Source organism: Novosphingobium sp. 1529, from assembly GCF_040544855.1.
Taxonomy (GTDB): Bacteria; Pseudomonadota; Alphaproteobacteria; order Sphingomonadales; family Sphingomonadaceae; genus Novosphingobium; species Novosphingobium capsulatum.
The window spans coordinates 479035-490650 of the sequence record NZ_JBEPKW010000002.1 but is presented as its reverse complement, the minus strand read 5'-3'; the positions used below and the strand labels follow the sequence as shown (position 1 = coordinate 490650).

The 11616-nt window shown below is 66.2% G+C and carries 15 protein-coding genes; 6 read left to right on the top strand and 9 right to left on the bottom strand.

From position 1 onward, the window contains the following. Positions 1-143: 143 nt before the first annotated feature. Positions 144-446, bottom strand: a complete 303-nt coding sequence (locus ABIC78_RS07560; RefSeq protein ID WP_171795954.1) for a 4a-hydroxytetrahydrobiopterin dehydratase — start codon at positions 444-446, stop codon at positions 144-146. Between the two features lie 9 nt (positions 447-455). After that, entirely contained in the window at positions 456-1322 is an 867-nt protein-coding gene (phhA, locus tag ABIC78_RS07555; protein ID WP_107716226.1) for a phenylalanine 4-monooxygenase, read from the bottom strand. Between the two features lie 189 nt (positions 1323-1511). Here phhA and ABIC78_RS07550 point away from each other — a divergent pair, with 189 nt between their 5' ends. Continuing rightward, positions 1512-1982: an Lrp/AsnC family transcriptional regulator gene (locus tag ABIC78_RS07550; RefSeq protein WP_171792216.1), complete on the top strand. Its 471-nt coding sequence runs from the start codon at positions 1512-1514 to the stop codon at positions 1980-1982. Here the strand turns inward: ABIC78_RS07550 and aguB are convergent. The 5 genes from aguB to ABIC78_RS07525 all read right to left on the bottom strand — a co-directional run bounded on the left by aguB (position 1979) and on the right by ABIC78_RS07525 (position 5633). Continuing rightward, complete coding sequence (gene aguB / locus ABIC78_RS07545; protein WP_354488632.1) at positions 1979-2842, bottom strand: N-carbamoylputrescine amidase; 864 nt, start codon at positions 2840-2842, stop codon at positions 1979-1981. The genes ABIC78_RS07550 and aguB overlap by 4 nt on opposite strands. After that, the gene (locus ABIC78_RS07540; protein WP_309804479.1) at positions 2830-3891 is read right to left on the bottom strand and encodes an agmatine deiminase family protein; all 1062 of its coding nucleotides are present in this window, start codon (positions 3889-3891) and stop codon (positions 2830-2832) included. Before ABIC78_RS07540 ends, aguB begins: the two co-directional genes overlap by 13 nt. Positions 3892-4036: 145 nt before the next feature. After that, a complete protein-coding gene (locus ABIC78_RS07535; protein WP_022675353.1) occupies positions 4037-4357 on the bottom strand; it encodes a hypothetical protein in 321 nt (106 codons plus the stop codon). A 43-nt stretch (positions 4358-4400) separates the two neighbouring features. Further along, complete coding sequence (locus tag ABIC78_RS07530; RefSeq protein WP_107716224.1) at positions 4401-4841, bottom strand: OsmC family protein; 441 nt, start codon at positions 4839-4841, stop codon at positions 4401-4403. 93 nt (positions 4842-4934) lie between these two features. Beyond that, a complete protein-coding gene (locus ABIC78_RS07525) occupies positions 4935-5633 on the bottom strand; it encodes a pirin family protein (RefSeq protein ID WP_022675355.1) in 699 nt (232 codons plus the stop codon). Between the two features lie 118 nt (positions 5634-5751). Between ABIC78_RS07525 and ABIC78_RS07520 the strand changes: the two genes are divergently transcribed. Further along, entirely contained in the window at positions 5752-6696 is a 945-nt protein-coding gene (locus ABIC78_RS07520) for a LysR family transcriptional regulator (protein ID WP_022675356.1), read from the top strand. Here ABIC78_RS07520 and ABIC78_RS07515 read toward each other — a convergent pair. Further along, entirely contained in the window at positions 6660-7520 is an 861-nt protein-coding gene (locus ABIC78_RS07515) for a LysR substrate-binding domain-containing protein (RefSeq protein ID WP_054131159.1), read from the bottom strand. The two genes, ABIC78_RS07520 and ABIC78_RS07515, sit on opposite strands and share 37 nt — an antisense overlap. Positions 7521-7649: 129 nt before the next feature. Here ABIC78_RS07515 and ABIC78_RS07510 point away from each other — a divergent pair, with 129 nt between their 5' ends. Further along, complete coding sequence (locus ABIC78_RS07510) at positions 7650-8618, top strand: bile acid:sodium symporter family protein (protein WP_354488840.1); 969 nt, start codon at positions 7650-7652, stop codon at positions 8616-8618. Here the strand turns inward: ABIC78_RS07510 and ABIC78_RS07505 are convergent. Further along, positions 8594-9223 (bottom strand): DUF1826 domain-containing protein, encoded by a 630-nt coding sequence (locus ABIC78_RS07505; protein ID WP_354488628.1) that lies wholly within the window; start codon positions 9221-9223, stop codon positions 8594-8596. The two genes, ABIC78_RS07510 and ABIC78_RS07505, sit on opposite strands and share 25 nt — an antisense overlap. Before the next feature lie 166 nt (positions 9224-9389). On the opposite strand from ABIC78_RS07505, the gene ABIC78_RS07500 reads away from it, so the two are divergent. The 3 genes from ABIC78_RS07500 (at position 9390) to kdpA (ending at position 11610) form a co-directional block, all read left to right on the top strand. Further along, the gene (locus tag ABIC78_RS07500) at positions 9390-9668 is read left to right on the top strand and encodes a hypothetical protein (protein ID WP_157088888.1); all 279 of its coding nucleotides are present in this window, start codon (positions 9390-9392) and stop codon (positions 9666-9668) included. A 123-nt stretch (positions 9669-9791) separates the two neighbouring features. Further along, a complete protein-coding gene (gene kdpF / locus ABIC78_RS07495; protein WP_022675158.1) occupies positions 9792-9881 on the top strand; it encodes a K(+)-transporting ATPase subunit F in 90 nt (29 codons plus the stop codon). A gap of 13 nt (positions 9882-9894) precedes the next feature. Further along, on the top strand, positions 9895-11610 hold the full coding sequence (kdpA, locus tag ABIC78_RS07490; RefSeq protein ID WP_062784480.1) for a potassium-transporting ATPase subunit KdpA: 1716 nt from the start codon (positions 9895-9897) through the stop codon (positions 11608-11610). Positions 11611-11616 lie beyond the last annotated feature (6 nt).

Below are 11616 nucleotides of genomic sequence, written 5' to 3'. Positions count from 1 at the left end.
GAAGGCACATGGTGATGGCTTCTCGACAACGCGGTTGCAGCAATGCCGTGGCGGCGAGCAGGGCGGCTAGGCCACGCCGCACACGAAAAAACCCCCGGAATCGCTTCCGGGGGTGATGGGCCGTTACGCCAGCATCGCGGAATTCAGATCAGCGCGTCGATGATTCCAGCCAGGGCCACGTCACGCGTCGAAATGCCGCCCGCGTCGTGCGTGGTCAGCCAGATGTCCACCCGGTTGTAGACATTGCTCCATTCCGGGTGATGGTCCATCCGCTCGGCGGCAAAGCCGACTTGCACCATGAATGCCATGGCCGCAGGAAAATCGGGCATGACGACCCGGCGGTACAGTGCGGCGCGCGCCCGGTCATGCTGCCAGTTCGGCAACAGCGCCAGGGCTTGTACCAGTTCGGCTTCTCCAAGGGCGGCGAGGGATCTGGTTTCGTTCATGGCGTTCCTTCAGGCAGCGGGCATGCGCCGGGCATAGGCCTGCGTGCCGTGGTGCAATACCCGATCCTGCGGGATCACGGCGTCGGGGGCAAGCGTGGGCAGGTCAGCCACGGCGGCATAGAGCGGGGCGAAATCGGTATTGCGGGTCTGGTCAAGCAGGTCGGCAAAGCTGTCGATTACGAAATAGCTCTGCTGATAGGTATCGATGCGATAGTCCGTGCGCAGCAGCCGCGACAGGTCAAAACCCAGTCGGTTGGGCGAGGGATCATCCAGCGCGAACACGCTTTCCCCGTGCGAGGACACGATCCCCGCGCCATAGATGCGAAGCCCGTGCGGCGTGCGCAACAGCCCGAATTCCACGGTATACCAATAGAGCCGCGCCAGGTTGGCGAGGGCGTCCATGCCCTGCGCCCGCAGTCCGCCTTGGCCATAGGCCTGCATGTAATCGGCAAAGACCGGATTGGCGAGCAGCGGCACATGGCCAAAGACGTCGTGGAATACGTCGGGTTCGGACAGGTAGTCCAGCTGATCGGGCCGGCGGATGAAGCGCCCGGCCACGAAGCGGCGGTTGGCGAGGTGATCGAAGAATACCGCATCGGGAACCAGCCCCGGCACGGCCACCACTTCCCAGCCCGTGGCCTGATAGAGCCGCTCTGACAGTTCGGCAAAATCGGGAATGCCGGGGCGTGACAGGCGCAGTATGTCCAGCCCAGCCAGGAATTCCGGCGCTGCGCGATCGTGCAGCATTTCCACCTGGCGGCGGAAAAGGGTGTCCCACGTGGCATGGTCGGCCGGCGTGTAGCTGGCCCAGTCCTGCGGCACTGTCCAATCGGCGGCAGCGCCAGGGGGCGGCGTGAGGGGAAGATCGCTGGCCATCCGCGCAGTGTGTCGCAGGCGATCTGGAAAGTCGTTTCAGAATGCGATGTCAATCGCCCGAGGGTGAATGATCTGTATCGTTTTGTGTCATGATGCTGGTATGAATGCTTCACGATTTTCGTGGCAATGCACAAATTTCGTTTTGATTCGCTGCTTCCCTCTGTCGTTCGCAACTCCATAAGAGACGCTATGACCGCCCCCCTTGCCCTTGACGCTCTCGATCGCCGCCTGCTTCAGGCCGTGCAACGCCAGGCCGATCTCAGCCACGCCGCCCTGGCCGAGGCGGTGGGAACCTCGCCCGCATCGTGCTGGCGCCGGCTCAAGGCGCTGGAAGAGGCCGGGGTGCTGGGGCCCGCAGTACGCCTGCTCGATCCAGCTGCGCTGGGGCTGGCGCTCGATGCCGTCTGCCAGGTGCGGATGAAGGCCCATGACGCACAGGCCCGTGGCAGTTTCGAGCAATTCGTGCTGGATCGCGATGAAGTGCTCGAATGCCTGTCGATGTCGGGCGAATGGGACTATCAGTTGCGCATCGTGGTGCGCGATATGGCGCAATACGAGCATTTCCTGATGCACGCCCTGCTGCGTCACCCGGCGGTGGCCACGTCCGCCTCGCACTTTGCGCTCAAGCGGATCAAGGCCACCACGCAATTGCCGGTTTAGCCGCCGTAGGTGCCGATCACGCCATAGAGTTCCGGCCGGCGATCGCGGAACAGGCCCCAGCCGGCACGCTGCGGAGCAATTTCGTCCAGGTCGAAGCTGGCGGTGATCACCGCCTCACCCTGGCGCGGGGCCTGGGCTACCACGGCGCCGAACTGGTCGGCGATGAAGGACGAGCCGTAGAAGGTGATGTCACCGTCCTGGTTCGTTTCAAAGCCAACCCGGTTTGACGCGATGACGGGCACCATGTTGGCGCCGGCATGCCCCTGCATCACACGCTGCCAGTGTGGCTGGCTGTCATAGCCGGGGAAGGCCGGCTCGCTGCCGATCGCTGTTGGGTAAAGGATCAGTTCGGCGCCCTGCAAGGCCAGCGCGCGCGCGCACTCGGGAAACCACTGGTCCCAGCAGATGCCGGCGCCGATGCGGCCAAAGGCGGTGTCCCACACCTGGAACCCGGTATCGCCCGGGGCAAAGAAGTACTTTTCGCGATAGCCTGGCCCCTGGGGAATGTGGCTCTTGCGATAAAGCCCCAGTTCGGTGCCATCGGCATCGATCATCGCCAGGGCGTTGAAATGCGCTGCGCCCACGCTTTCGAAAAAGCTGATCGGCAGCACCACGCCCAGCTCGGCCGCCAGATCGGCAAAGCGGGCGATCACCGGGTTGCCGGCCCAGGGGCGGGCCAGCGCGAAGTGATCGGGTCGTTCATCGGCGCAGAAGTAGGGCGCTTCGAACAGTTCCTGCAGCAGCACGACCTGGGCGCCCTGCGCTGCCGCCTCGCGCACCAGCATTTCGGCGCGATCGAGATTGGCGGCAAGATCCCAGGTGCAGGCAAACTGGGTGGCGGCAACGGTCACTGAGCGCATGGCTGGGCTCCATCGGGCAGGAAATGCGGTGCGGGCTGGTGCTGGGTGATGCAGTGGATCGAGCCGCCGCCATAGGGCAGGGCCGGCAACACCAGCTGAACCACGGCGCGATCGGGAAACGCGGCGGCCACGGCAGCGCGCGCCGCTTCGTCTTGCGGCACGCCATGGCCGGGCATGATCACCGCGCCATTGGCAATGTAGAAGTTGACATAGGAAGGCTGGTGCCGGGCATCGCGCGGATCGATCGTGGGCGCGGCGGGAAGATCGATGATCGCAAAGGGCCGACCCCGCGCGTCGCGCTGCGCCAGCAGAGCGGCGCGGTTGGCCGCCAGCGTCTCGGCGCGGGCACCGCTGGCCGTCGCCGGATCTTCCATCATCACCACCCCGGGCCGTACGACGGCCGCCAGGCAATCGACATGGCCATCGGTTTCCACTTCGGCCGCGTCGCCCGGCAACCACACGATCTTTTCCGCACCCAGCGCGGCGAGCAGTTCCGCCTCGACCTGGGCACGGGTGAGCCCCAGATTGCGGTTGGCGTGCAGCAGGCAGCTTTCGGTGGTGATCACCGTGCCTTCGCCGTCAGACAGGATCGCGCCCCCTTCGGCAGTCAAGGGACAGGTGACCAGCGGCAGGCCAAGTTGCTCGGCCATCCGGCGCTTGAGCGCGGCATCGGCGGCATAGGGGTGGTATTTGCGCCCCCAGGCGTTGAACGCCCAGTTGACCACGGCGAGCCCGCCCTTGCTGCCACGCACGAACGTCGGCCCGGAATCGCGCATCCAGCTGTCATCGATCGGCGCGATGAATGGCGTTACGGCATCGCCGCACTGTTCGCGCACGGCCGTAACGTCCTGCTCGCGGCATACCATGTGCACCGGTTCGAAGCGGGCGATGGCACGCGCCACCGTGGCAAAATCGGTCTGGGCGGCGGCGAGGCGATCGCCCCACAACGCGGTCCGTACCGGCCAGGCCATCCAGCACGCGCTGTGCTGCTCGGTTTCCGCTGGCATGAGGAATTTTTGCGAAAGATAGGGCGACAGGTCCAGCCGCATGGGATTTGCCTTTTGCCAATGATGCATGCCCCTGCCTTAATCGGGCGGGCGTGGCTGATCATGGCTTGTGGTTCCCGGCCTGCCAAACGCGACCTTTTCACGCTTTTGATGAAAAGCGTTCACCTGACCTCACGCGCCGAGCCATTCACGCAGCAAAGCGGGCGATCGCGGCCAGTTCGGCATCGTCCAGCCCGCGCTGGTGCAACTCGCCGATCAGCGTGCCATCGGGCAGCCGGCCGGCGCGGGTGGCGCAGGCAAAGCGGCGCACGGCCTCCAGGCGTGGATCGGCCAGCGGCATCGGGGCATTGTCGCCGAACAGGCGGGTCATCCAGCGTTGCAGGCGGGTTTTGGCGTGATCGGGCATGGCCGGGGCGCGGCAACCGATCGTGTCGGCATCGTGCGCGCCAACGTGGGCGGCCAGCCAATCCTGGCGAGAAAGCGCGGGGGTGACAGTGGCGGGAACCATGGCAAGACCTCTTGCAAAACGGGGGATGGGGAAGGGCAGCCGCTCAGGCAGCCAGGACAGTGGCTACCGTGGCACCCTGCGTCAGCGTCTTGTGCACCGGGCAGCGGTTGGCGATGCCGAGCAACTCGTCACGAACCGCTGGTTCAAGCGAGGGGTCAAGCGTGATGGCGCGGGAAAACTGGTCGGGCGGGGTCTGCCCGGCAACGCGGGCATGGGTGACCACGGTGTGGACTGCGCCAATGTCCCAGCCCTTGCGCCCGGCATAAAAGCGCAGGGTCATCGTGGTGCAGGTGGCCAGCGCGGCGCACAGCAGATCATAGGGTGTCGGGCCAGTGCCCAATCCGCCCAGCGCCACCGGTTCATCGGCCAGGATATCGTCCTGCCCTTCGCGCCCGCCGATCGCCAGGCGAGACTGGAACGTGCCCGCGCCGGTGCTGGTGGCGCTGGCATGGGGCACATGGGCGGGGGTGGTGGCTTGGGTCATGGCCGTGAACCTTTCGATCGGCGCGCCTGGGAGGATGGGGGCGGCCGCCGCGCCTTGCGGCCGCCCCGTTGGTCAATTGCCGGCGTCAGGCCATCACAGCGTGTCGACCAGCACGATTTCGCTGTCTTCCAGCGCCGAGATGGTGATCGTGTCGACATCGGCAATGGCCAGGCCATCGCGCGCGTCGGCCGTCACGCCGTTCACCGTGATCTTGCCGGTGGCCGGCACCAGATAGCCCTTGCGCTCTGCGCCCAGGACATAGTCCACGCTCTGCCCGGCCAGCAGCGTTGCGGCGACCAGGCGCGCTTCGGTGCGGATCGGCAGCGCGTCCTTGTCTTCGGCATAGCCGCTGGCGAGGACCACCAGCTCACCCGACCGTTCAGCCTTGGGAAACTGGCGTGCACCCCAGCTCGGCTGCTCACCCTGGCGGGTGGGCATGATCCAGATCTGGAAGATGCGGGTGGTTTCGTCTTCCAGGTTGTATTCGGCATGGGTGATCCCGGTGCCCGCGCTCATCACCTGCACGTCGCCGGCGGCGGTGCGGCCCTGGTTGCCCAGGTTGTCGCGATGGGTGATCGCGCCTTCGCGCACATAGGTGATGATTTCCATGTCGCGGTGGGGATGGGGCGGAAAGCCGCTCTTGGCCGCGATGGTGTCATCGTTCCACACGCGCAGGTTGCCCCACGCCATCCGCGTCGGTTCATAGTAGTCGGCGAAAGAGAAGTGGTGGGCAGCATCGAGCCAGCCGTGGTTGGCGCGGCCGATGCCGGAAAAGGGGCGCAGTTCGATCATGGCTTGTCTCCAGTGGCTGGCGGCGTTCGGTGCCGTTCAGCTGTTGGGGCCAATCTAGGCATTCTCACTTGCAAAGAAATGGCAATGATGGAAAAGCATCAGTGAAGGAAATTGCATAATGTCTTTGCCTGATCTCGAAGCCTGGGCGATCTTTGCCAAAGTGGTCGATACTGGTTCGTTCGCGGCAGCCGCCGATGCCCTGGGCTTGTCCAAGCCCACGGTGTCCAAGGCGGTGACCCGGCTGGAAGCGCGGCTGGGCGTGCCGCTGCTCCACCGCACCAGCCGCCGCCTGGCGCTGACCGAAAGCGGGCGCGGCGTGCTCGATCGGGCGCGGCGCATCCTGGCCGATGGCGAAGCGGCCGAGGCGCAAGCAGGTGCGGAAGGCGATGTGCCGCGCGGTCTGGTGCGCCTGGCCGTGCCCATGGGCTTTGGCCTGCGCCATGTCGCACCGCTCTTGCCGCAATTCCTGGAGGCTTACCCGCACGTGGGCCTCGATCTCGATCTGTCGGACGCGCGGGTCGATGTCGTGGGCGGCGGGCACGACGTGGTGCTGCGCATTGCCGGGCTGGATGATAGCTCGCTACGGGCGCGGCGGCTGTGTGCGGTGCGCCGGCCGCTGGTCGCGGCGCCCTCCTATCTTGCGGCGCATGGCACGCCCACCCATCCGCGCGATCTGTCGCGGCATGTCGGGCTTCTCTACACCAATCTCGATGCGCCGGAATCCTGGCGCTTCCACCACGCGGTGGAGGGGGATTATGTGGTGACGGTCAAGGGCCGGCTTGGCGCCAACAATGCCGATGCGCTGGCTCCGGCGCTGCTGGCAGGCCAAGGGCTGGCGCTGCAACCCGATTTCATGGTGTGGGAAGACATGGCTGCCGGCCGCCTGGTCGAGGTAATGCCCGAATGGCGCATCCCCGATATCGCGCTGCATCTCGTAACGCCGCCGGGCAGCCAGCGGCCGGCACGGGTGCGGGTGCTGATCGATTTCCTCGCCCGCCACCTTTCGCGTGCGCCGTGGTCGGTCGATCAGGTGGCAACGGCGCCCGTGCCGCCTGCCCAGTGAAGGATCGCGGCGGTCAGCGCCTCTGCCGCCAGGTTGTGGCCACCGGGCGCGATTACGGCAAATTCGATTGCCGGTAGCTCGGGCAAGGTGCCGGGCGGGCGAAGCGGCGCCAGCCCTTGCGGCACCAGGCGCAACGAGTGCGGCATCACGCCAAGCCCGGCCCGCGCCGCCGCGGTCAGCCCGCTCAATGAGCCGCTGGTGAATGCGACGCGCCAGGGTGCGCGCACGCGATCCAGCGTATCGAGCGCCAGCGCGCGGGTCACGCTGGGCGGCGGATAGAGCAGCAGCGGCACGGCATCGCCCGGATCGAGCCGGAAGTCGGGCGAGGCGACCCAGCCGACCGTCTCGCGCCAGGCGGTCACCCCGCGCCGCTCGCCGGAGCGCTTCTTCACGAACATGATGTCCAGCCCGCCCGCGTCGAACTGGTCATAGAGCGTTTCGCTCAGCGCCACGGTCAATGCCACGTCGACATCGGGATGGCGCCGCGAAAACTGCGCCAAGACATCGGGCAGGGCCGACAGCACGAAATCTTCGCACGCACCAAAGCGCAACTGCCCGCGCAGGCGCAGGCCGGACAGGTGGGCGTCCATCCGACCATGGGCATCGAGCACGCGGCGGGCATGGTCGAGAAACGCTTCCCCTTCGGCCGAGAGCGCCACGCGGTGGGTGTCTCGCGCCAAAAGACGCCGCCCGGCCAGCTCCTCCAGCCGGCGGATTTGCTGGCTCACCGTGGATTGCCGCGTGCCCAGCGTCCGGGCTGCACCGGTAAAGCTGCCGCATTCGGCGACGGTGACAAACGCGCGCAGCAGGTCAGGTCCGATCATCGCGCCATCATGCCACAGTATCGCCTGCTATCAAAATGGTGAATGACTGTTATCGCGATGATCATGATTGTGCATGGCCACGCAGAGCCCTAGGTGCAGGCTGACATTTTTGGCAAGGACACGCCGCCCATGGGCAAGCTGCGCACTCTGATCGATCCATATCTGCTGCTGCTGATCGGCACGATCGCGATTGCGGCGGTGTTTCCCGCGCATGGCGCCGGGGTCGCCGTGGCCGACGTGGCGGTGACCGCTGCTGTTGCGCTGCTGTTCTTTCTCTATGGCGCGCGGCTGGCGCCCCAGGCGGTGTGGCAGGGCATCGCCCATTGGCGGCTGCAGGCGCTGGTCTTCGCCAGCACCTTCGTGCTGTTTCCGCTGATCGGGCTGGGCGTCGTCCACCTCATCGGCGGGCTGGTCGCGCCCGATATTGCCGTGGGCCTGCTGTTCCTGTGCGTGCTGCCGTCGACCGTGCAGTCCTCGATCGCCTTCACCTCCATCGCGCGGGGCAACGTGCCTGCGGCGCTGTGCAGTGCGTCGCTGTCCAACCTCGTCGGCGTGGCGCTCACCCCGGTGCTCACCGCGCTGCTGCTGCCCACCTCGGCCAGCGGTGGCTTTTCCGCCCATTCGCTGGAAACCATCGCCATGCAGATCCTGCTGCCCTTCGTGGCCGGGCAGGTGGCGCGGCCGTTCATCGGCGATTGGCTGGTCCGCCACAAGAAGATCGTCAGCTATGTCGATCGCGGGTCGATCCTGCTGGTGGTCTATGCCGCGTTCAGCGCGGGCATGGTGGCGGGTGTGTGGACCCGTCTGGCTCCGGCGGATCTGCTGATCGTGCTGGTGCTCGATCTGCTGATCCTGGCACTGGTCATTGTCGCCACCACGCTTGCCAGCCGCAAGCTGGGCTTCAACACCGAAGACGAGATTACCATCGTGTTCTGCGGATCGAAGAAGAGCATGGCGAGCGGCATCCCCATGGCGACGATCCTGTTCGCCGGCCACGCCGTCAGCCTCATTGTCCTGCCGCTGATGCTATTCCACCAGGCGCAGCTGTTCGTCTGCGCCACCCTGGCGCGGCGCTATGCCGCCCGGCCGGAAAGCTGATCATTGGCGGTATGATCCAGTGGGTCGAGCACCAGCAATAGCCGCCGCTGCCCCGTGCCGGCGATCGGCGGAGAGCGGTGAAGGACGGCCGGCTCTGCCACCGCCAGCCGCCCCTTGAACAGGCCAACGTGGCCCGGCTGCAACTGCTGCACCGGGGCGTGTGGCGGCGCATCGGTCATGACCCACTGCGTGCCTGGCCCGACCAGCGGCAGCAGCAGCCGCACGCTGACATAGTCCATGTGGAAGCGGCGGCAGGCATCGGTTTCCACCACATCGAGGCGCAGGCGCAGGCGCGGGCTGTGCGTTATCGCGGCAAAACCGCGCATCTGCCGCACGATGTCGGCGGTCAGCGCGGCCGTGGCCGGTTGCGCCGGAAATCCTGCGGCATGCAGCTGCTTGCCCACCGCATCTGCCCGAAATGGTGCATCGATCCAGCAGTCGATATCGGCAATCGCCGCAAGGTCGATCCCGTCTAGCCAGGCCAGCGCTGCCGGGCGGGGCCGCTGCCACAGGGCGAGCTGCACCGCAGGCTGGTGAATCTGTGCCAGCACCGCTTCGCATGGAGCGCAGGCGATGGCGGGATGGCGGGGCAGGGAGGTGATCATGGCATCTCGATAAATGTAATGTGATACCATTACATTGACGCCAAAGCGTGCCACGGTCAAGCCAGGCGGTCTTTACGGAATCCTTATGCCCTGCGCGCACCGAGCCGTGGAACCTTAACGGCCACAAGGCCCACATCGACGCCATCTCACAGCCAAGGAGCTGATCATGGACTATCGATCTGTGGGGCCGCGCGGACGCGATATGGGGTTGCGCCTCGCAGGGCTGGCCGCGTTGGCCGCCGTCCCCTTGCTTGCCCGGGGCCTGGCCCAGGTTGAACACGCGGAAAACGGCCATCCCGGCCCGCTGGCGCTGCTCGTCGCGCTGCTGATCGTGGCCGCGCTCTGGGCCGGGCTGGGCCTGGGCATCGGCGGGGCTGGCCTGTTCCGGTTGCAGCCGCGCCCGCCGCGCGCCTGGCTGCCCGTGTCGCGAAAGGATCGCGCATAATGACTGATCTAGTCTGGCTGGCCATCCTTGCCGGCCTGTTCGGTATCACGCTCGCCGCCGTTGCCCTGTGCGACAAGGCCTGAAGCTTTGGCTCCGGCACCACGGGGCCTGAGGAACACTCCGATGACCATTCCCGAAATGCTCGCTGCGCTCGTCGCGGCGGGCCTGCTTGTCTATCTCGTGGCCGTGCTTCTGCGGCCCGAACGTTTCTGATGGGGGCCGTGCAATGACATCTGCCACCCTTGCGTCGGGCTTTGGCCTGATCCTGGTATTCACCGCGCTGGTCGCCCTGATGGCCAAGCCATTCGGCCTCTGGCTGTTTGCCGTCTATGAAGGCCGCACCACGCCGCTGCACCGCGTGCTCGGCCCGGTCGAGCGCGCATTCTACCGTGTCGCCGGCATCAACCCGAACCAGGAGCAGGACTGGCGGCAATATGCCGTGCACCTGATGCTGTTCCAGGTCGTCACGGTGATCTTTACCTACGCCGTGCTGCGGCTTCAGGGCAGCTTGCCGATGAACCCGCGCGGCCTTGCCGGCCTGTCGCCCGACGGAGCGATGAACACCGCGATTGCCTTCGTCACCAACACCAACTGGCAGTGGTATGCCGGTGAAACGGTGCTGTCGAACCTGTCGCAGATGCTCGGCCTGACCATTCACAACTTCCTTTCGGCAGCCACCGGCATTGCCGTGGCCTTTGCCCTGTTCCGTGGCTTTGCCCGCGCCGAAACCCGCCACTTGGGCAACTTCTGGGCCGATCTCACCCGCGTGACGCTCTATGTGTTGCTGCCGGCGTGCATCGTCTATGCGCTCTATCTGGTGGCCAGCGGCGTGCCGCAGACCTTTGCCAGCCTGATCGATGCCAAGACGTTGGAAGGCGCGCACCAGGCCATCGTGGTTGGCCCGGTCGCCTCGCAGGAAGCGATCAAGATGCTCGGCACCAACGGTGGCGGCTTCTACAATGCCAACTCGGCCCATCCCTTCGAAAATCCCACCGCGCTGGTCGATTTCGTCCAGATGCTGTCGATCTTCGCGCTGGGCGCCGGGCTGACTTATACGTTCGGCAAGGCCGTGGGCAACACGCGCCAGGGCTGGGCGATCCTGTGGGCCATGCTGCTGCTGTTCGTGGCCGGTGCCTCGTTCGCGTGGTGGCGTGAAGCTGCCGGCAACCCGATGCTGCATCACCTGGGCGTGATGGGCGCCAACATGGAAGGCAAGGAAGTGCGCTTTGGCGCGGCGGCCAGCGCGCTGTTCGCGGCTGTGACCACGGCGGCTTCGTGCGGCGCGGTCAACGCCATGCATGACAGTTTCACCGCGCTCGGTGGCCTGGTGCCGCTGTTCAACATGCAACTGGGCGAAATCGTCATCGGTGGCGTGGGCTCGGGCATCTATGGCTTCCTGCTGTTTGCCGTGCTGGCAGTGTTCCTGGCTGGTCTCATGGTAGGCCGCACCCCGGAATACGTGGGCAAGAAGGTGGAAGCGCGCGAGGTGAAGCTGGCGGTGCTCGCCATTGTCATCCTGCCGCTGTGCATCCTGGGGCTGACTGCCGTGGCCGTGGTCCTACCGGCGGGCCTTGCCGGGCCGCTGGCCAAGGGGCCGCATGGCTTTTCCGAAATCCTTTATGCCTTCACTTCGGCCACGGCCAACAACGGTTCGGCCTTTGCCGGGCTGACTGCCGGCACCCCGTTCTACAACGGCCTGCTGGGCGTGGCGATGTGGCTTGGCCGCTTCCTGGTCGTGATCCCGGTGCTGGCGATTGCCGGCAGCCTTGCCAGCCGCAAGCACACGCCGGCCGGGCCGGGTTCGTTCCCGACCACGGGTGGCCTGTGGATTGGCCTGCTGGTCGCCACGATCCTGATCGTCGGTGGCCTTACCTTCCTGCCTTCGCTCGCGCTTGGCCCGGTGGCCGATCATCTCACCGGCGCTGCCGGCCTGCTTTACTGAGGATAC

Coding starts and splice junctions, on each gene's coding strand:
- ABIC78_RS07520 (WP_022675356.1), top strand. CDS start 5,752: ATGTCTTTGCCTGATCTCGAAGCCTGGGCGATCTTTGCCAAAGTGGTC.
- kdpA (WP_062784480.1), top strand. CDS start 9,895: ATGACATCTGCCACCCTTGCGTCGGGCTTTGGCCTGATCCTGGTATTC.
- aguB (WP_354488632.1), bottom strand. CDS start 2,842: ATGCGCTCAGTGACCGTTGCCGCCACCCAGTTTGCCTGCACCTGGGAT.
- ABIC78_RS07500 (WP_157088888.1), top strand. CDS start 9,390: ATGGACTATCGATCTGTGGGGCCGCGCGGACGCGATATGGGGTTGCGC.
- ABIC78_RS07560 (WP_171795954.1), bottom strand. CDS start 446: ATGAACGAAACCAGATCCCTCGCCGCCCTTGGAGAAGCCGAACTGGTA.
- ABIC78_RS07525 (WP_022675355.1), bottom strand. CDS start 5,633: ATGATCGAACTGCGCCCCTTTTCCGGCATCGGCCGCGCCAACCACGGC.
- ABIC78_RS07515 (WP_054131159.1), bottom strand. CDS start 7,520: ATGATCGGACCTGACCTGCTGCGCGCGTTTGTCACCGTCGCCGAATGC.
- ABIC78_RS07535 (WP_022675353.1), bottom strand. CDS start 4,357: ATGGTTCCCGCCACTGTCACCCCCGCGCTTTCTCGCCAGGATTGGCTG.
- ABIC78_RS07510 (WP_354488840.1), top strand. CDS start 7,650: ATGGGCAAGCTGCGCACTCTGATCGATCCATATCTGCTGCTGCTGATC.
- kdpF (WP_022675158.1), top strand. CDS start 9,792: ATGACCATTCCCGAAATGCTCGCTGCGCTCGTCGCGGCGGGCCTGCTT.
- ABIC78_RS07530 (WP_107716224.1), bottom strand. CDS start 4,841: ATGACCCAAGCCACCACCCCCGCCCATGTGCCCCATGCCAGCGCCACC.
- ABIC78_RS07505 (WP_354488628.1), bottom strand. CDS start 9,223: ATGATCACCTCCCTGCCCCGCCATCCCGCCATCGCCTGCGCTCCATGC.
- ABIC78_RS07540 (WP_309804479.1), bottom strand. CDS start 3,891: ATGCGGCTGGACCTGTCGCCCTATCTTTCGCAAAAATTCCTCATGCCA.
- phhA (WP_107716226.1), bottom strand. CDS start 1,322: ATGGCCAGCGATCTTCCCCTCACGCCGCCCCCTGGCGCTGCCGCCGAT.
- ABIC78_RS07550 (WP_171792216.1), top strand. CDS start 1,512: ATGACCGCCCCCCTTGCCCTTGACGCTCTCGATCGCCGCCTGCTTCAG.